At 70.1% G+C, this 19162-nt stretch carries 14 protein-coding genes; 5 read left to right on the top strand and 9 right to left on the bottom strand.

Features of this window, described 5'->3' with window-relative positions:
- Positions 1–3: 3 nt before the first annotated feature.
- From OH768_RS10715 to OH768_RS10695, 5 genes are all read right to left on the bottom strand, one after another.
- Complete coding sequence (locus OH768_RS10715; RefSeq protein WP_406452422.1) at positions 4–975, bottom strand: HpcH/HpaI aldolase/citrate lyase family protein; 972 nt, start codon at positions 973–975, stop codon at positions 4–6.
- Entirely contained in the window at positions 972–3011 is a 2040-nt protein-coding gene (locus OH768_RS10710; protein ID WP_406452420.1) for a protein meaA, read from the bottom strand. The genes OH768_RS10715 and OH768_RS10710 overlap by 4 nt, the downstream gene beginning before the upstream one ends.
- An 18-nt stretch (positions 3012–3029) precedes the next feature.
- A complete protein-coding gene (gene ccrA, locus OH768_RS10705; protein ID WP_406465214.1) occupies positions 3030–4367 on the bottom strand; it encodes a crotonyl-CoA carboxylase/reductase in 1338 nt (445 codons plus the stop codon).
- Between the two features lie 434 nt (positions 4368–4801).
- Positions 4802–5611 carry a TetR family transcriptional regulator gene (locus OH768_RS10700; protein WP_200711542.1) on the bottom strand — a complete coding sequence of 270 codons (810 nt, stop codon included), beginning with the start codon at positions 5609–5611 and terminating at the stop codon, positions 4802–4804.
- A gap of 148 nt (positions 5612–5759) precedes the next feature.
- Entirely contained in the window at positions 5760–7565 is a 1806-nt protein-coding gene (locus OH768_RS10695) for a 3-hydroxyacyl-CoA dehydrogenase family protein (RefSeq protein ID WP_406452417.1), read from the bottom strand.
- A 338-nt stretch (positions 7566–7903) separates the two neighbouring features.
- Between OH768_RS10695 and OH768_RS10690 the strand changes: the two genes are divergently transcribed.
- On the top strand, positions 7904–8479 hold the full coding sequence (locus OH768_RS10690; protein WP_406452415.1) for an adenylosuccinate lyase: 576 nt from the start codon (positions 7904–7906) through the stop codon (positions 8477–8479).
- 49 nt (positions 8480–8528) lie between these two features.
- On the opposite strand, the gene OH768_RS10685 is transcribed toward OH768_RS10690, so the two are convergent.
- The 4 genes from OH768_RS10685 to OH768_RS10670 form a co-directional block, all read right to left on the bottom strand.
- The gene (locus tag OH768_RS10685) at positions 8529–9062 is read right to left on the bottom strand and encodes a GNAT family N-acetyltransferase (RefSeq protein WP_406452413.1); all 534 of its coding nucleotides are present in this window, start codon (positions 9060–9062) and stop codon (positions 8529–8531) included.
- A gap of 41 nt (positions 9063–9103) precedes the next feature.
- Positions 9104–9502: a RidA family protein gene (locus OH768_RS10680; RefSeq protein ID WP_406452411.1), complete on the bottom strand. Its 399-nt coding sequence runs from the start codon at positions 9500–9502 to the stop codon at positions 9104–9106.
- A gap of 79 nt (positions 9503–9581) precedes the next feature.
- Positions 9582–11162: an alpha/beta hydrolase gene (locus OH768_RS10675; protein ID WP_406452409.1), complete on the bottom strand. Its 1581-nt coding sequence runs from the start codon at positions 11160–11162 to the stop codon at positions 9582–9584.
- A gap of 165 nt (positions 11163–11327) precedes the next feature.
- The gene (locus tag OH768_RS10670) at positions 11328–12374 is read right to left on the bottom strand and encodes an Rv2578c family radical SAM protein (RefSeq protein ID WP_406452407.1); all 1047 of its coding nucleotides are present in this window, start codon (positions 12372–12374) and stop codon (positions 11328–11330) included.
- A gap of 178 nt (positions 12375–12552) precedes the next feature.
- Between OH768_RS10670 and OH768_RS10665 the strand changes: the two genes are divergently transcribed.
- The 4 genes from OH768_RS10665 to OH768_RS10650 all read left to right on the top strand — a co-directional run bounded on the left by OH768_RS10665 (position 12553) and on the right by OH768_RS10650 (position 19132).
- Positions 12553–12996, top strand: a complete 444-nt coding sequence (locus OH768_RS10665) for an SRPBCC family protein (protein ID WP_406452405.1) — start codon at positions 12553–12555, stop codon at positions 12994–12996.
- A gap of 166 nt (positions 12997–13162) precedes the next feature.
- A complete protein-coding gene (locus OH768_RS10660) occupies positions 13163–15592 on the top strand; it encodes an MFS transporter (RefSeq protein WP_406452403.1) in 2430 nt (809 codons plus the stop codon).
- Between the two features lie 150 nt (positions 15593–15742).
- Positions 15743–18244: a SpoIIE family protein phosphatase gene (locus tag OH768_RS10655; protein WP_406452401.1), complete on the top strand. Its 2502-nt coding sequence runs from the start codon at positions 15743–15745 to the stop codon at positions 18242–18244.
- A 162-nt stretch (positions 18245–18406) separates the two neighbouring features.
- On the top strand, positions 18407–19132 hold the full coding sequence (locus OH768_RS10650; RefSeq protein ID WP_406452399.1) for a class I SAM-dependent methyltransferase: 726 nt from the start codon (positions 18407–18409) through the stop codon (positions 19130–19132).
- The last annotated feature ends 30 nt before the right edge of the window (positions 19133–19162 follow it).

Genomic DNA, 19162 nt, shown 5'->3' with positions numbered 1-19162 from the left:
TGCTCAGGCCTCCGAGGCTTCGAACTTGCTGGTGCGCTCCATGCCGGCGGCCCGGCCCTTGCCCGAGATGACCAGCGCCATCTTGCGGCTGGCCTCGTCGATCATCTCGTCGCCGAGCATCGCGGAGCCCTTCTTGCCGCCGGCCTCGGACGTGTAGTAGTCGTACGCGTCCAGGATCAGCTCGGCGTGGTCGAAGTCCTCCTGGGACGGCGAGAAGATCTCGTTGGACGCCTCGACCTGGCCCGGGTGCAGCACCCACTTGCCGTCGAAGCCGAGCGCGGCGGCCCGCTGGGCGACCGCGCGGTAGCCGTCGATGTTCCGGATCTGGAGGTAAGGGCCGTCGATCGCCTGGAGGTTGTTGGCGCGGGCGGCCATCAGGATCTTCATCAGGATGTAGTGGTAGGCGTCCGCCGGGTAGCCGGGCGGCTGCTCGCCCACGACGAGGGACTTCATGTTGATCGACGCCATGAAGTCGGCCGGGCCGAAGATGATCGTCTCGACACGTTGACTGGCTTGAGCGATCGCATTGACGTTGTTGAGTCCCTGCGCGTTCTCGATCTGGGCCTCAATACCGATCTTGCCGACCTCGAAGCCCATCGTCTTCTCGATCTGCGTCAGCAGCAGGTCCAGGGCGACGACCTGCTGGGCGTCCTGCACCTTCGGCAGCATGATGCAGTCGAGGTTCTGGCCCGCGCCCTCGACGACCGTGACGACATCGCGGTACGTCCACTCGGTCGTCCAGTCGTTGACGCGCACGACCCGCGTCTTGCCCGTCCAGTCGCCCTCGTTGAGGAACTTGACGATGGTGTGCCGCGCGTCGGGCTTGGCCAGCGGCGCGCACGCGTCCTCCAGGTCCAGGAAGACCTGGTCGGCCGGGAGGCCCTGCGCCTTCTCCAGGAAGCGCGGGTTGCTCCCGGGGACCGCGAGACAGGAGCGTCGCGGGCGAAGCCGGTTGACGGGGGCGGGCGTGGTCATGCGGGGACCTCCATGGGGTCGAGCAGGGGGTCGAGCTTGTTCGCTTTCCGGATCTCGTCGACGATGCGGCCGATGATTCCGGTGATGTCGAAGTCCTTCGGTGTGAAGACCGCCGCGACTCCGGCGGCCCGCAGCTGTTCGGCGTCACCATTGGGGATGATCCCACCGGCGATGACAGGTATGTCTGTGGCACCGGCCACACGGAGCCGTTCGAGCACGTCCGGCACCAGCTGGGCGTGCGAGCCGGACAGGATGGACAGGCCGACCGCGTGCACGTCCTCCGCGAGGGCCGCGTCCACGATCTGCTCCGGGGTCAGCCGGATGCCCTGGTACACCACCTCGAAGCCGGCGTCACGCGCGCGTACGGCGATCTGCTCGGCGCCGTTGGAGTGCCCGTCCAGGCCCGGCTTGCCGACCAGGAAGCGCAGCTTGCCGACGCCCATCTCGCGCGCAGTCACGTCCACCTTGCGGCGTACCCCGGCCATCGCCGAGCCCTCCTCGGCGGGCACCGCGACCGGCGCCGACGAGACGCCCGTGGGCGCCCGGAACTCCCCGAACACCTCCCGCAGGGCGCCGGCCCACTCGCCGGTCGTGACACCGGCGCGGGCGCACTCCAGGGTGGCGTCCATGAGGTTGTCGGTGCCCTTGGCGGCCTCCTTCAGCCGCTCCAGCGCCTTGCACGGGCGCGGGTGGTTGAACGGCGGCTGGTAGCGCGTGTCGCGCCAGCGCTGCAACGACGCGATGACCCGCGCCTCGACGGCCGGGTCGACCGTCTGGATCGCTGTATCGAGGTCGGCAGTGAGTGGATTCGGCTCGGTCGTATTGAAGATGTTGACGCCGACGATCTTCTCTTGACCGGACTCGATACGGCCCCGCCGCTCCGCGTGCGAGGACACGAGCTGCGACTTGAGGTAGCCGGACTCGACCGCGGCCATCGCGCCGCCCATCTCCTCGATGCGGTCGATCTCGGCGAGGGACTCCTCGACCAGGGAGGCCACCTTCGCCTCGATGACGTGCGATCCGTCGAAGATGTCCGCGTACTCCAGCAGGTCGCTCTCGTGCGCCAGCACCTGCTGGATGCGCAGCGACCACTGCTGGTCCCAGGGGCGGGGGAGCCCCAACGCCTCGTTCCAGGCCGGGAGTTGGACGGCACGCGCGCGTGCGTCCTTCGACAGCGTCACGGCCAGCATCTCCAGGACGATCCGCTGGACGTTGTTCTCCGGCTGGGCCTCCGTCAGGCCGAGCGAGTTGACCTGGACGCCGTAGCGGAACCGGCGCTGCTTCGGGTTCTCGATGCCGTAGCGCTCGCGCGTGATCTCGTCCCAGATACGGCCGAAGGCGCGCATCTTGCACATCTCCTCGATGAAGCGGACGCCCGCGTTCACGAAGAAGGAGATGCGGGCGACGACATCGCCCCTGCGGTCCTCGGGGATCTGGCCGGACGCGAACACCGCGTCCAGGACGGCGATCGCGGTGGACATCGCGTACGCGATCTCCTGGACCGGCGTGGCCCCGGCCTCCTGGAGGTGGTAGCTGCAGATGTTGATCGGGTTCCACTTGGGGATGTGGTTGACCGTGTAGCAGATCATGTCGGTCGTCAGCCGGAGCGAGGGAACCGGCGGGAACACGTGCGTGCCCCGCGACAGGTACTCCTTGACGATGTCGTTCTGGGTCGTCCCCTGGAGCTGGGTGATGTCGACGCCCTGCTCCTCGGCGACGACCTGATAGAGCGCCAGCAGCCACATGGCGGTGGCGTTGATCGTCATCGAGGTGTTCATCTGGTCCAGGGGGATGTCCTGGAACAGCCGGCGCATGTCACCGACGTGGGCCACCGGCACGCCGACCCGGCCGACCTCGCCGCGGGCGAGGATGTGGTCGGAGTCGTAGCCGGTCTGCGTCGGCAGGTCGAACGCGACCGACAGGCCGGTCTGGCCCTTGGCGAGGTTGCGCCGGTACAGCTCGTTGGACGCCTCGGCCGTGGAGTGACCGGCGTACGTGCGCATGAGCCACGGCCGGTCTTTCTGACGCTCAGTCATCAATGACCTCAGGTGTCCTCAGATGTTGCGGAAGCGGTTGATGGCGTCGATGTGCTGGGCGCGCTTCTCCTTGTTGCGCACACCGAGGCCTTCCTCGGGGGCGAGGCACAGGACGCCGACCTTGCCCTGGTGGAGGTTGCGGTGGACGTCGTAGGCGGCCTGTCCGGTCTCCTCCAGGGAGTACACCCTGGAGAGCGTCGGGTGGATCTTGCCCTTGGCGACCAGCCGGTTGGCCTCCCAGGCCTCGCGGTAGTTGGCGAAGTGCGAGCCGATGATCCGCTTCAGGGACATCCACAGGTAGCGGTTGTCGTACTCGTGGTTGAACCCGGAGGTCGAGGCGCAGGTGACGATCGTGCCGCCCTTGCGGGTGACGTAAACGCTTGCGCCGAAGGTCTCGCGCCCAGGGTGCTCGAAGACGATGTCCACGTCCTCGCCGCCGGTGAGCTCACGGATCCGCTTGCCGAACCGCTTCCACTCACGCGGGTCCTGGTTGTGCTCGTCCTTCCAGAACCGGTAGTCCTCGGCGTTGCGGTCGATGATCGCCTCGGCGCCCATCGCGCGGCAGATGTCGGCCTTCTGGGGCGAGGAGACGACACAGATCGGGTTGGCGCCGCCCGCGAGCGCGAACTGCGTGGCGTACGAGCCGAGCCCGCCGCTCGCGCCCCAGATCAGGACGTTGTCGCCCTGCTTCATGCCGGCACCGTTGCGGGAGACGAGCTGCCGGTAGGCGGTGGAGTTGACCAGCCCGGGTGCGGCTGCCTCCTCCCACGACAGGTGGTCCGGCTTGGGCATCAGCTGGTTGGACTTGACGAGGGCGATTTCGGCGAGCCCGCCGAAGTTGGTCTCGAAGCCCCAGATGCGCTGCTCGGGGTCGAGCATCGTGTCGTTGTGCCCGTCGCTCGACTCCAGCTCCACGCTGAGGCAGTGTGCGACGACCTCGTCACCGGGCTTCCAGGCGTTGACGCCGGGGCCGGTGCGCAGGACGACGCCCGCGAGGTCGGAACCGATCACGTGGTACGGCAGGTCGTGCCGCTTGGTCAGCTCGCTGAGCTTGCCGTAGCGCTCCAGGAAACCGAACGTCGACAGCGGCTCGAAGATCGAGGTCCACACGGAGTTGTAGTTGACCGAGGAGGCCATCACGGCCACCAGGGCCTCGCCCGGGCCGAGTGCCGGCACCGGGACGTCGTCCAGGTGGATCGACTTGCGGGGGTCCTTGTCGCGGGTGGTGAGGCCCGCGAACATGTCCGTCTCGTCCTTGTGCACGGTGATCGCGCGGTACGACTCGGGGAGCGGCAGGGCGGCGAAATCGGCCGGAGTCGAGTCCGGCGACTGGATCGCGGCGAGGATGTCCTTCACGGTCACGGTGTTGCCTCCGGCGAAGTGCGCCCTGAGGGAGGGGCGCCGATGGTTACGTCGGTGCTGCTGCTGAGGGTGGGTGGAGAGGTGCCGTCGGTTCGGCGGGTGGTGCTTCGGCAGCGCTTTGTGGCGCGGGAGGGTGCCTGTGACGCAGGCGTCCGGGCGCGCAGCCCAGTGGTGGGTTGCGGGGACAGCCGACGTACGGGAGATCTCTGTACGCCGGCCGCCCGGACACCTTCAAGGTATGACACTGCGTGTCACCCCGCAAGGCACCGAGTGCCATGAACCGCTCTCAGGTGAAATCTTTACGTAACAAATGAGCGATGATCGATCGAACGGGGTCTGAAAGGTGCGTGAAAAGGGGCTCTGACATGCCAAAACGGCCACCACGGAGGGTGGCCGTCATCACAAGGGATCGCAGGGGCTGATGGGGCTCAGCGGTCCCTCAGTGCCTCTTCGATGGTCCGCATGACCTCGTCCAGCGGGGCGTCGGTGCGGGCGACCGTCACCAGGACCTCGCCCTGCTGGTGCACCATCGCCGTGGCCGGCTTGGGGGTCGTGGTGCGGCCGGCGCCGATGCCGCTGCCGAACGTCTTCCGTACGATCCCGAAGGCGTGGTCGAGCTGTGCCTCCACGTCCCCCTGGCCGCCGGCCCGCAGCCAGCGCCGCAGCACGTGGTTGTGGGCGGTGACCACGGCCGAGGCGGCGACCTCGGCGAGCAGCGGGTCGTCGTTGGCGTCGTCGTCGTGCGCGTGCTCGTCGAAGTGGCCCAGCAGATAGCGCGTGAACAGCCGCTCGTAGCGGGCCACCGACGCGATCTCCGCCTCGCGCAGGGTGGGCACCTCGCGCGTCAGCTTGTAGCGGGCGACCGAGATCTCCGGCTGCGCCGCGTACATCCGCATGACTTCCTTGATGCCCCGGCACACCGTGTCGAGCGGGTGCTCGTGCGCGGGGGCGGCATTGAGGACCGCCTCGGCCCGGATCAACGTGTCGTCGTGATCCGGGAAGATCGCCTCTTCCTTGGAGCGGAAGTGGCGGAAGAACGTCCGGCGGGCGACCCCGGCCGCGGCGGCGATCTCGTCGACGGTGGTCGCCTCGTACCCCTTGGTCGCGAACAGCTCCATCGCCGCCGCCGCCAGTTCGCGCCGCATCTTGAGGCGCTGGGCGGCGGCGCGACTGCCCGCGGCACTCTCCGGTGCGTCGGGCGCGGCTGCGGTACGTGAGGGCTTGGCGGGCTGGGGCATGACCCGAACGTACTGCATGTGCGCAGCTTGCCGCGCACGTCGGGGGTTTCCCCCAGCCGCCATGGGCAGGGGCCCTCCGGTGGGACCGAGCAGCCCGCCCCAGTCCCCGTCCCCGTGCTCGTCGTCCCCGAACCGGTCGCCGGGACGCTCAGCGGCGGGCATATTCGCGGAAGCCGCGGCCCGTCTTGCGGCCGAGGCAGCCCGCGGCCACCAGGTGCTCCAGGAGCGGCGCCGGCGCGAGGCCCGGGTCGCGGAACTCGCGGTGCAGGACCTTCTCGATCGCCAGGGAGACGTCGAGTCCGACGACGTCCAGCAGCTCGAAGGGGCCCATCGGGTAGCCGCCGCCCAGCTTCATCGCGGCATCAATGTCGTCAAGAGACGCATAGTGCTCCTGCACCATCTTGATCGCGTTGTTGAGGTACGGGAAAAGCAGTGCATTGACGATGAATCCGGCTCGGTCACCACAGTCAACGGCATGCTTCTTGATCTTGACGCAGACCTCGTGAACTGTTGAGTGGACGTCACCATCCGTCAACACGGTACGGACGACCTCGACCAGCTTCATCGCCGGTGCGGGGTTGAAGAAGTGCATACCGATCACGTCCTGCGGACGCGAGGTGGCGCGGGCGCACGCGACGACCGGCAGCGACGAGGTCGTGGTGGCCAGGACCGCGCCCGGCTTGCAGACCTTGTCCAGCGTCGCGAAGAGCTGCTGCTTGATCTCCAGGTCCTCGGCGACCGCCTCGACGGCCAGATCGACGTCGGCGAACGCGTCGTACGACCCCGCCGGAGTGATCCGCTCCAGGGTCTGCGCGGCGGCCTCGGCGGTCATCCGCCCCCGGTCGACGGAGCGCGAAAGCGACTTGCCGATACGGGACTTGGCGAACTGCGCCTTCTCCTCGCTGCGGGCGGCGAGGACCACGTCGTATCCGGCCTTGGCGAAGACCTCGGCGATACCGGACGCCATGGTCCCGGAACCGGCGACACCGACCGAGCGGACCGTACGGCCCGGGGCGAGCTGCGCGCCCTCCGGCGGGGTCAGCGCGTCCCGCACCACGGTGGCGCTGCCGGGAGCCTCGTAGGAGTAGAAGCCGCGGCCCGTCTTGCGGCCGGTCAGGCCCGCCTCGCTGAGCTGCTTCAGGATCGGCGCGGGGGCGTGCAGGCGGTCGTGGGACTCGGCGTACATGGCCTCCAGGACCGTGCGCGCGGTGTCGACGCCGATCAGGTCGAGCAGCGCGAGGGGGCCCATGGGGAAACCGCAGCCGAGTCGCATCGCGGCGTCGATGTCCTCGCGGGAGGCGTACTTCGCCTCGTACATCGCGGCGGCCTGGTTGAGGTAGCCGAACAGCAGCCCGTCCGCGACGAATCCGGGCCGGTCGCCGACCGCGACGGGCTCCTTGCCCAGCTCGATCGCCAGCTCGGTGACGGCGGCGACGGCGGTGGGCGCGGTCAGCACCGAGGAGACCACCTCGACGAGCTTCATCGCGGGCGCCGGGTTGAAGAAGTGCAGCCCGAGCACCCGCTCCGGCCGCGCCGAGTCGGCGGCGAGCCGTGTGACGGACAGGGCGTTCGTGCCGGTCGCGAGAATCGTCTCGGGGCGCACGATCCCGTCCAGCTCACGGAAGATCTGGTGCTTGATCTCGTACGACTCCGGGGCCACCTCGATGACCAGGTCGGCGTCGGCCGCCGCGCTCAGGTCGGTGGAGGTGCGGACCCGCGCCAGAGCGTCGGTGCGCTCCTGCTCGGTGAGCCGGCCGCGCCGCACGGCGTGGGCGGTCGCGGTCTCCAGGGCGGCGACGGCATGGGCGGTCGCGGCCTCGCTGACGTCGATGCCGACGACTTCGCGGCCGGCCCGGGCGAGGACCTCGGTGATACCGGTGCCCATCGTGCCGAGACCGACGACGGCAATGGTCTTGAACGGGGACAGGGGAGCGTCGGACAGGGGAGTTGCCATCGCGGGACTCCTGGAATGAGGGTGACGACTGGGAGCGCGCGCCGTACGCCGAGGGGCGCACGGCGTGCGAGAAGGAGTGCGGGTGGTGCCGGGCAACGAGCGCACACGCCCGGCGAGAAGAGAGTTCCGACCGGCCCTGTCCCAGGCCGTGTCGTACTGCGGCACACGAGGTGCCGAACCGACTGCACTCACGGCGGCTGCGTCACCAGGCCGCCGTAAGGAGGGTGCGAGTGGGTAACTCGCTCGTCTGAGCTTAACCGGTGGGTAACGAGCGCGCCAGCCCCCGGAGTTTGTGATGTAGGTCCCGTCTGTCCCGCGACCCCCATAGGCTCGGTTTCATGGACGAAGAGTTGCGATCACTCACGGAGCGCTTACGGCAGGAGTCGGGAGGGGCGGCGACGTACGAGCAACTCGCTTCGACCGGCGACCTCGACGAACTGGCGGAGGTGCTCACCGCCCCCGGCCATCCGCTCTGGGCCCGGGAGTTGGCCGCGTTCCGGCTCGGCCTCGCTGGCGACCGGCGGGCCTTCGAGTCCCTCGTCCTGTTCCTCAACCACCGCGACCCACCGCGCTGCGCCTCCGCCGCGTACGCCCTGGCCCGTCTGGACGACCCCCGTACCGCCCGCGCGGCAGCGGCCCTCGCCACCAACGAACTCCGCGTCGCCTACGCCCTGCACCCCGTCCGGCTCCTGGCCGACCTCCACGCCCCCGAGTCCGTCCCCGCCCTCATCACCACCCTGGAGCGCCGCCTGCGCCCCCACGACCCGTACCGCCGCGTGGCCCTCGCCTGCGTACAGGGCCTGGGCGAACTGGGCGACCCCCGCGCCAGACCGGTGCTGAACGACGCCCTGGCGCACCCCGCGCTGGCGGAGGCGGCGGTGCGCGCGCTGGGGCGGATCCCACGGCAGCGGTGAGTAGCTCGCCAGTGGCGGCCACGGCAGCGGTGAGCTGCTCACCACCCCCTCAACGCGTCAGCTCCCTGACGTACCGGATCTCGGGCACCAGCACCCCGTCCACCTCGTACGGCTCCTCCGCCCCGTCCGCCCGGAAGCCCGCCCGCTCGTAGAAGCGGCGGGCGCGGGCGTTGCCCCGGACCACCCAGAGGTACACGCGGTCGTGACCGAGGGCCGCGCACCGCCGTAGCGCCTCCTGCATCAGGGCCCGGCCGGCGCCGGTGTTCAGGTGTCGCGGGTCGAGGTAGATGGCGTACAACTCGGCTTCCCCGGTGCGGACTTCGCCGTCCCGGTAGGGGCCGAGCGCGGCCCAGCCGACGGTCTCCTCGCTCCGCTGGGCGACCAGATTCACCACGCTGCCGTCGCCCTGCGCGAAGTGGGCCCGGCGCCGCTCGGCGTCGTCCTTCGCGCTGAGGGCGTCGAGGAACGACTGCGGCATCAGGCCCCGGTACGCGAACTGCCACCCGAGGACCCGGATTTCGGAGACACGGTCGCAGTCGGCGAGGACCATGGGGCGGATCTGAAGGGGCTCGGCGTCGTCCATGGCGGGCACCTTAAGGACTCGGCTGACGGGCCGGCCCCCGATTATTCGCCGATCACCGCGAACGCCTCGATCTCCATCAGGAACTCCGGTCGCACCAGCGCGGCGACCTGTACGGCCGATGCGGCGGGGAGACGGTCGTCGGGTATGTGGGCGGCGCGGGCCGCGCGGATGGCCGGCATGTGGGCCATGTCCGTCACGAAGAAGGTCAGTTTGACCACGTCGTCGAAGGTGGCGCCCGCGGCGGCGAGGCAGTGGCGGAGGTTCGCGAAGACCTGGCGGGCCTGGGCCGCCGCGTCGCCCTCGCCCACGAGCTTGCCGTCCTCGTCCAGGGCGAGCTGACCGGAGATCGCGACGAAGCGGCCGGTGCCCATGACGACGTGCGTGTAGGCCGCGGCGGGGGCGACACCGTCGGGGGCGGGAATCCTCGTCAGATCACTCATGCGTCCATGGTGGACCATGGGTCTGACAACGAGGATTCCCGCCCCCGACCGGCCGTCGATCCATCGGGTCGGGCCGGGCTCAGCCGCGGAAGCCCAGCAACCCGTGCAGCGTCGAACCGTGTGCCGTGCTCGTCGCCGACTTCGCCGTGGTCAGCGGTTTCGGGTCGGGCGTCTTCTGGCACACCGCGTCGACCTCGCCGCCACTGCGCGGCACCTTGCCGTTGCTCAGATAGGTCGCCAGGTACTTGTCCAGGCAGGCGTTCCCGCTCAGCGTGATGCCGTGGTTCCCGCCGCCCTGCTCGACCACGAAGCTGGAGTCGGCCAGGAGCTGGTGGACCGTCGCGCCGCCCTCGTACGGGGTCGCCGCGTCGTTCGTCGCCTGGAAGAGCAGCACCGGCGGCAGCTTGCCGTTGGCGATGTTGACCGGGTGCTCGGAATCCGTCGGCCAGAACGCGCACGGCGCGTTGTACCAGGCGTTGTTCCAGGCCATGAACGGAGCCTTGTCGTAGGCCGCCCAGTTGTCCTTGCGCCACTGGTTCCAGTCGCGCGGCCAGGACGCGTCACGGCACTGCACCGAGGTGTAGACGCTGTACCCGTTGTCCCCGGAGGCGTCGATCGCGGCGAAGTTGCCGTAGGCCTCGATCAGCGGATCGGCGTTCTTGTCGTTCACGTACGCCGCGAACGCCTCGGCGAGGTAGGGCCAGTAGCCGTTGTAGTAGCCGCCGGGAATGAAGGTGTCCTCCAACTCGGAGGCGCCCACCTTCCCGCCGGCCGGCTTCTTGGCCAGCGCCTTCCGCATCGCGTACCACCTGGCCTCGATCTTGGCCGGGTCGGTGCCGAGCTTGTACGTGGAGTCGTATTTCGCGATCCACGCCATCAGCGCCTGCTGGCGGTCGTTGAAGGCGTAGTCCTGCCCGAGGTTGTCGTCGTACCAGACACCGGTGGGGTCGACGATGGAGTCCAGGACCAGGCGGCGTACGCGCTCCGGGTAGAGCTTGGCGTACACGGCGCCCAGGTAGGTGCCGTACGAGTAGCCGAAGTAGTTGATCTTCTTCGCGCCGAGCGCCGCCCGGATCGAGTCCATGTCCCGCACGGCGCTGACGGTGTTGATGTACGGCAGCACGCTCGCGTACTTCTTGCCGCAGGCCGCCGCGAAGGACTTCGCGCGCGTGAGGTTGGCCTTCTCCAGCGCGGGGGTGCTCGGCACCGAGTCGGGCCGGACCGGGTTGAAGTAACCGGGCTTGCAGTCGAGGGCGGGGGTGCTCTTGCCGACGCCGCGCGGGTCGAAGCCGATGACGTCGTACTGGGACGCCACCGCCTTGGGCAGCGAGGCGGCCACAAAGCCCGCGAGGGTCAGTCCGCTGCCGCCGGGGCCGCCGGGGTTGACCAACAGGGGCCCCTGGTACGTCTTCGCGGTGTGGGGGACCCGGGACAGGGCGAGCGCGATCTGCTTGCCGTGCGGGTTCGCGTGGTCGAGCGGCACCTTGATTCTCGCGCACTGGAGCGTCGGGTAGTTGGTGGTGGCGCAGCTCTTCCAGCTGAGCTTCGCCACCTGGACGGTGGTCGCGGAATGCGTGGTGCTCGCGTCGGCGGGGAGAGCGGTGACCGTCCCGGCCACGACGACGGCGGCACCGCACAGTACGGCTGCGCGTTTTCTCATGAGTCCTCCCAGGACGGAGAGGCAGCCGACCGCGGTTCTCGCGGCCGGTCCTCGCCGCATAGTCCCGAAAAGCCGGGGTGGAAGAACCTGTTCAGCCGATACTTGACCCAATTGGGCCGCCGGATGCGCTCGAACGCCCTCGGATCAGCTCATGGAGAAGCGCCTTCAGATCAACGAGAGCTGCGTCGGCCCGCTCACCGGCTCGTCGGCCGACTCCACCGGCTCGGGAATCCGGCGCGGCATGCCCGCGCGCGCGGGACCGATGCCGTACTCCTGTGCCAGGTCGTGGACCTGACGGGTGATCCGGCGCTGGTACCACTTCGGGGCGTACGCGCCCTCCGCGTACAGCCGCTCGTAACGGCGCACCAGATGCGGGTGGTGCTGCCCGAGCCAGGCCATGAACCACTCCCGGGCACCGGGCCGCAGGTGCAGCACCAGGGGAGTCACCGAGGTGGCCCCGGAGGCGGCTATCGCCCTTACGGTGGCACGCAGTTGGGCCGGGTGGTCGCTCAGGAAGGGGATCACCGGGGCCATCAGGACGCCGACGTCGATGCCGTGCTCGGTCAGTGTCCGCACGGCGTCCAGGCGCCGCTCCGGCGAGGGCGTGCCGGGCTCCACCGTGCGCCACAGCGCGGGGTCGGTGAAGCCGACCGAGACGGAGATGCCGACGTCGGTGACCTCGGAGGCCTGCACCAGGAGGTCCAGGTCGCGCAGGATCAGGGTGCCCTTCGTCAGGATCGAGAAGGGGTTCGCGTGGTCGCGCAGGGCGCTCAGGATGCCCGGCATGAGCCGGTAGCGGCCCTCCGCGCGCTGGTAGCAGTCGACGTTCGTGCCCATCGCGATGTGCTCGCCGAGCCAGCGCCGTGAGCCGAGCTGGCGGCGCAGCAGGTCCGGCGCGTTCACCTTGACCACGATCTGCGAGTCGAAGCCGAGGCCGGTGTCGAGGTCCAGATAGCTGTGGGTCTTGCGGGCGAAGCAGTACACGCACGCGTGTGAACAGCCCCGGTACGGGTTGACCGTCCACTCGAAGGGCATACGGGACGCCCCGGGCACCCGGTTGATGATCGAGCGGGCCCGCACCTCGTGGAAGGTGATCCCGCGGAACTCGGGCGTGTCGAAGGTTCGGGTGGTCACCGCGTCCGCGCCGAACAGCGCGACGTCGGCCGTCCGGCTGTGGCCGTCGGACTCCACTGTGAGGTTTTCCCAGCGCATGACGCCTCCTCGGTAGTCCTGCCCCCAGAGTGAAACACTTGTTCGAATTACTGTGCAAGTGAACTTCCTCAACACTCCCGATCGCTTCCGACGCCCTGGGGCACCCCGATTTGGGTGACCGAGTGCGGGGGTGGTTGGCTTGCCCCGACCCCGAGAACGCAAGTCCTGGAGGAACGAAATGGCGCAGGTCGAGGCCACCACCGAGCGGGTCGTCGCAGCCGACGCGGAGAAGGTGTTCGACGCCCTCGCCGACTACACCGGCACGCGTGCGAAGCTGCTGCCCGAGCAGTTCAGCGAGTACGAGGTGCGCGAGGGCGGCGACGGCGAGGGCACCCTCGTCCACTGGAAGCTCCAGGCCACCAGCAAGCGCGTCCGCGACTGCCTCCTGGAGGTCGGCGAGCCGACCGACGGCGAGCTGGTCGAGAAGGACCGCAACTCCACCATGGTCACCACCTGGCGGGTCACCCCGGCCGGCGAGGGCAAGTCCCGCGTCGTCGTGACCAGCACCTGGAACGGCGCCACCGGCATCGGCGGCTTCTTCGAGCGCACCTTCGCCCCCAAGGGCCTCGGCCGTATCTACGACCTGGTCCTCGACAAGCTCGCCACCGAGGTCGAGAAGTAGGCCCCAAGGGCCAAGTCCCCAGGGCGCGTTGACGCCCTGACGGCTTCCCTCACCGGTTCGAGTGGATCTCGGTTCGAGCCGGGCGTACGCCGTAACTCGTCACGCTTGCTCGCAGTTGTCGCCTAAAGCGGGAATTGTGCGGCAGGCGCGACGAGGGGAGCGGTACGTGGGCGGGACGACTCTGGTGCAGGACGAACGGCCCTCGACGCCTCCGGAGACCCCGGTCCCCGCATCCGTCGAGAAGGCCGAACTCGGCCCGCGCCGCGTGCGGTTGGTCTTCCTCGGTCTGATGCTCGCGCTGCTCCTCGCGGCCCTCGACCAGATGATCGTCGCCACCGCGCTCCCGAAGATCGTCGGCGAACTGCACGGCCTGGAGAAGATGTCCTGGGCGATCACCGCCTACCTCCTCACCTCCACGGTCGGACTCCCGGTCTACGGCAAACTCGGCGACCTCCTCGGCCGCAAGAGCGTGTTCCAGTTCGCGATCGCGGTCTTCGTGATCGGCTCCGCGCTCGCGGGCCGCGCCCAGTCCATGGACCAGCTCATCGCGTGCCGCGCTGTCCAGGGCATCGGCGCCGGCGGGCTCATGATCGGCGTGCAGGCGATCATCGCGGACATCGTGCCGCCACGGCAGCGCGGCCGTTTCATGGGCCTGATCGGCGCCACCTTCGGACTCGCCTCGGTCGCGGGCCCGTTGCTCGGCGGCTACTTCACGGACCACCTCTCCTGGAGGTGGTGCTTCTACGTCAACGTGCCCTTCGGCGTGGTGACCCTGGCCGTCGTGACCGTCGTACTGAAACTGCCGAAGCCCACCGTCAAGGCCCGCCTCGACGTCCTCGGCGCGCTGCTGCTCGCCGCCGCGTCAACGTGCCTTGTCCTGCTGACCAGTTGGGGCGGCACCGAGTACGCCTGGGGCTCGCGCGTCATCCTCGGTCTCGGCGCGGGAGCCGTGGCCGCCGCCGTCCTCTTCCTCGTCGCCGAGAGCTTCGCGCCCGAACCCCTCATCCCGCTATGGCTGTTCAGGGACGCCGTCTTCAACGTCACCGCCCTGGTGGGCCTGGTGATCGGGGTCGCGCTGTTCGGCGCCGCCAGCTATCTGCCGACCTTCCTCCAGATGGTCGACGGGGCGAGCGCCACCGAGTCCGGACTGCTGATGCTGCCCATGATGGGCGGCATCGTCGGCGCGTCGATCATCTCAGGCCAACTCATCAGCCACACCGGCCGGTACAAGATCTACCCGATCCTCGGCAGCGCCCTCGCCGCGCTCGGCATGTGGCTGCTGTCCCGGCTCGAAGTCGACACGTCCCGGCTCCAGTACAGCGTCTGGATGGCCGTCCTGGGCGCAGGCATCGGCCTGGTGATGCCCGTCCTCGTCCTCGCCGTGCAGAACTCCGTACGGCCCGCCGACCTGGGCACCGCCACCAGCGCCAACAACTACTTCCGGCAGATCGGCGGCAGCGTCGGCGCCGCCATCTTCGGCACCCTGTTCGCCGACAGGCTCACCGACGCACTGCGCGAACGCCTCCCCACGCGCGCGGGTGCCCGCCTCCCCGACCCCGAGTCCATCACCCCGCAGCTCGTCCACGCGCTGCCCCCGGCGCTGCGCGACAGCTACATCCGGGCCTACGCCGACGCGATGCCGCGGATCTTCCTCTACCTGGTGCCGGTGCTCGCCCTCGGCCTGCTCGTCGCCTTCTTCCTCAAGGAGAAACCACTGGTGTCCCACAACGCCCCCGCCGAGACGTCCGAGGCCGCACCCTTCAACTCCCCGATCCCGCAGGCCCGTTCGTCGTACACCCCCGGAATTCCCGTCTGCGGCACGGTGCAGCACCCCGACGGGACCGTCGTGCCCCGGGCCGCGCTCACCCTCATCGACGTCTCCGGGCAGCAGGTCGGGCGCGGCGCCAGTGGCGCGGACGGGCGGTACGCGCTGTCGACGCCCGGTTCCGGGTCGTACGTCCTGATCGCGGCGGCCGGCGGGCACCAGCCGCAGGCGGTGTCGGTGACCGTGGGGGAGCGGCCCGTCGAACTCGACGTCGTCCTCGGCGGCGCCGGACGCCTCGCCGGGAGTGTGCTGACCGCGGACGGCATCCCGGTGCGGGAGGCCGCCGTGACACTGACCAATGTGCACGGCGAGGTAGTGGCCACTACCCGCAGTGGGCGCGAAGGCGGCTATGTGATCAGCGAGTTGGTGGCCGGCGAGTACACCCTCGCGGCCCGCGCGCCCGCGTTCCGGCCGGCCGCGCTCCCCGTCAGCGTGCAGGCGTCCCGCGAGACCCGCCAGGACGTCGAGCTCGCCGGCGGCGCCGTGCTGCGCGGCACCGTCAGGGCGAGCGGCGAGCGAAGCGAGATGGGGGTCCCCCCGCCCGGAGGGTGGGGGAGGCCCGTCGAGGACGCGCGCGTGACGCTCCTGGACGCGGCGGGCAACGTCGTCGACACCCTCACCACCGGACCCGACGGCACCTTCCGGTTCGTCGACCTGTCCTCCGGCGAGTACACGGTGATCGCCGCCGGGTATCCGCCCGTGGCCACCGTGCTCCAGGTGGCGGGCGGGGGACGCACCGAGCGCGATCTGCAACTCGCTCACGAGGACTGACCCCCTGCCCCACGGGGCGCGCAGGCGCACGCCGGTGCGGATTGGATGGAACCAATTCCAGGAATGCCGCACATCGCCACCGGCCGTCCCCGTAGCGTGGTGGGTGGCGGCACAGATCTTGCGGAGCCGTGGGGAGAGAGGGCCTGGGCCATGGACCGTGGCACCGAGCGGGAGGCGCCTCCCGGCCGCGGAGCCGGGGACGACGTGGTGAGCGAGCACACCGCGGCGGGCCGTATCCCGCTGGCTGTGATCCTCATCGACCGCGACGGACTCGTCTCGCACTGGAGCCGCGGCGCCCGGCGGCTGTTCGGCACCACCAAGGAAGAGGCGATCGGCCAGACGGCGGTCGACCTGCTCCCCGTCTCCGGCGCCCTGCCCGACGACGAGGAGACCAGTCCCTACGGCGCGTTCTCGTCCTACGACGGTCTCGGCCCGGACCTGGAGTCCTCCCTCGACGGACGGCTGTCCTACCCGGCCGCCGGACGCGCCCGCCTCACCGTGCCCGAGCGAAGCGAGATGGGAGTTCCCCCGGCCGAAGGCTGGGAGAGGGACCGGGTGGACGTCCTGTGGTGGGCGTACCCCCTGGTCGGCCCCGGCCGGGAGCGGCTGCTCGTGCTCGCCGCCGACGCGGGCGGCCTGCGCCAGGACCTCCCCGAGGCGGACGGCGCCTTCGAGCGCATAGCACCCGGCTTCGCCCACCACACCGACTTCCCCGGCGCCGACGAGCTCGCCCGCAGGCTCCCCGAGATCCTGCCCAGCATGAGCGTCGACGAGAGCGCCCGTATCGTCGCCCAGGTCCTCGAACTGGGCTATCCCGTCCTGGAGTTCAGCCAGAACGCGCGGGTGCCCGTGACCCCCGACTGGGGCGTCGCCCGCCGCGCCGAGCGCAAGGCGCGCCGTGAGCGGGCCGCCGTCGCGGTCGCCGAAGGCCTGCCCGTGCCCGAGGAGGTCGCGGACGAGCGCGAGGACCTCGAATACGTCGCCGTACGCGAGCGGTTGGAGTTCCTCAACGAGGTCAGCGGGCGCATCGGCACCTCGCTCGACCTCGCCACCACCATCCTCGAAGTCAGCCGGGCCGTGGTGCCCCGCTTCACGGATGTCGCCGGCACCTATCTGCGCGAACAGGTCGTCGCCGGCGAGGGGTTCCCGGACGGTGTGCCGGACACCACCACGATGTGGCATCGGGTCGCCCTGGAGCACACCGACGAACCCGGCCGCTGGGACGACGTCGTACCGGTCGGCGAGGCCATGCCGTTCCCCGCGCACACCCCGTTCTTCCAGTGCATGACCACCGGCGACCCCGTCCTCGTGCCGCGCATCAGCGAGCAGATGGGGCACATGATCGCCTCGCAGTTCGAGAAGCGCGACATCCGGCCGCTGATCACCGGCCGCTCGATGCTGGTCGTCCCGCTGAAGGCCCGTAACGTCGTCCTCGGCTTCATGATCCTGCTGCGCCACCCGGAGCGCGTCGAGTTCAACGACATGGACCGCGTCACCGGCGCCGAACTCGCCGCCCGCGCGGGCCTCGTGCTCGACAACGCCCGCATGTACACCTACCAGGAGAGTGTCGCCGAGACCCTCCAGGACAGCATGCTGCCGCACATCCCGGCACGCATGGCGGGCTGCGACATCGCCACCCGCTATCTGCCGGGCACCCTGCTCGGGCGGGTCGGCGGCGACTGGTTCGACTCCGTGAAACTGCCCGGCGCCCGCACCGCGCTCGTCGTCGGCGACGTCATGGGCCACGGCCTCAACTCGGCAGCCATGATGGGCCAGTTGCGCACCGCCGTGCAGACCATGGCCGCCATGGACCTCCCGCCCGCCCAACTCCTGCGCAACCTCGACGACTTGGCGCAGCGCCTCGGCGACACCTACCTCGCGACCTGCCTGTACGTCGTCTACGACCCGATCGCGGGCGAACTCCACATCGGCAACGCGGGCCACATCCCGCCGGTGATCGTGCGGGCCCGGGACGGCCGCAGCGAGCTCCTCGACCTGCCCACGGGCGCGCCCATCGGCGTCGGCGGGGTGCCCTTCGAGGCGGTACGCGTGCGCGTGGACCCCGGCGACCGGCTGGTGATGTGCACGGACGGTCTGGTCGAGGTGCGCGGCGAGGACATCGGCGTAGGACTCGCGACGCTGAGCGAGTCGGCCGCGCATCCGGCCGCGTCCATGGACGACGCCTGCGACACGATCATCCGCTCCCTCAACACCCGCGGTGGCCGCAAGGACGACGTCGCCCTCCTGATGGCCCGCCTGAACGGCATCGAGCCGGACGACGTGGCCGAATGGCGGCTCGCCCTCGATCCGGCCGAGGCCGGCCGGGCCCGCGCGGTGGTCCGCGAACAACTCCACGAGTGGGGCCTCGCCAAACTCGCCGACACCGCGGCCCTGTTGGCCGACGAGCTGGTCACCAACGCCGTACGGCACTCCCACGGCCGCCGGATCGAACTGCGCCTGGTGCGCGGCGACACCCTGCTGTGCGAGGTGGACGACGACGACCCCACCCTCCCGACCCTGCTCGGCGCGGGCCCCGACGCCGAGTTCGGCCGCGGACTGCACGTGGTCGGCGTACTCGCCCGCGAGTGGGGTGCCAGCCGTACCACCGCAGGCAAGACCGTCTGGTTCGAACTCACCCTGCCCCGCCGCTGAAGCGCAGGTGACCGAGGGGGCGCGCGAGGCGCATATCGGCGTACACGTGTCGAATGAGCGGTGAAGGAATGCGCCGTGTGCTTGTGAGCGGGACCCTGGCGCGATAAACCGTACTGGCCCGTCACTTACGGCGGAACGGCCTTGCATCCTGGGGAGTTGGGCATGAGCGTGACCAGTCGGTACCGGGACGCCTGGGAAGGTTTCTGGCGCGAGGCGCCCGAGGAACAGGGGGCCGTCTTCTGGGACGCGTCGCCGACCCAGACCGTCGGACTCCATCTCGCCCTGTTCGAACCGAAGTTGCGGGACCCCGGCCTCCAGATGATCGACCTCGGCTGCGGCAACGGCACTCAGACCCGGTTCCTCGCCGACCGGTTCAACCACGTCGTGGGAGCCGACCTGTCCGCGGCCGCCATCGACCACGCCCGGCGCGCCGACCCGGCGGGGCAGGCGACCTACCGGCTGCTGGACGCGACCGACAAGACCGAGGTCGAGACGCTGCACGCCGAACTCGGCGACGCAAACGTCTACATGCGGGGCGTGCTGCACCAGGTCGACCCCGACGACCGGCAGCCGCTGGTGGACGGGATCGCCACGCTCGTCGGGGAGCGCGGCCATGTCTTCCTCGTCGAACTCGCCGAGGCCGCCCGCCCGATCATCGGCGGCCTGGCCCAGGACCCGGAGGGGCCGCCCGCGAAGCTCGCGCCGATCCTCCGCCACGGCATCGCCCCCGGCGAAGTCTCCGACAACGAGATGCCCGAACTCCTCCGCGCGGCCGGCCTCACCATCCTCGCGAGCGGTGAACTCCCCCTGATCACCACCGAGTTCAGGGCCGATGGCGCCCGCATCGAGCTGCCGTCGAAGTGGCACATCGCGGGCCGCGCGACCTGAGGCGACAGGGGGAGGCGGGGCGGCTCACCG

The sequence above is a fragment of the Streptomyces sp. NBC_01622 genome, assembly GCF_045209635.1.
Taxonomy (GTDB): Bacteria; Actinomycetota; Actinomycetes; order Streptomycetales; family Streptomycetaceae; genus Streptomyces.
The sequence above is the reverse complement of the archived record's forward strand: the minus strand, read 5'-3'. Positions and strand labels throughout refer to the sequence as shown.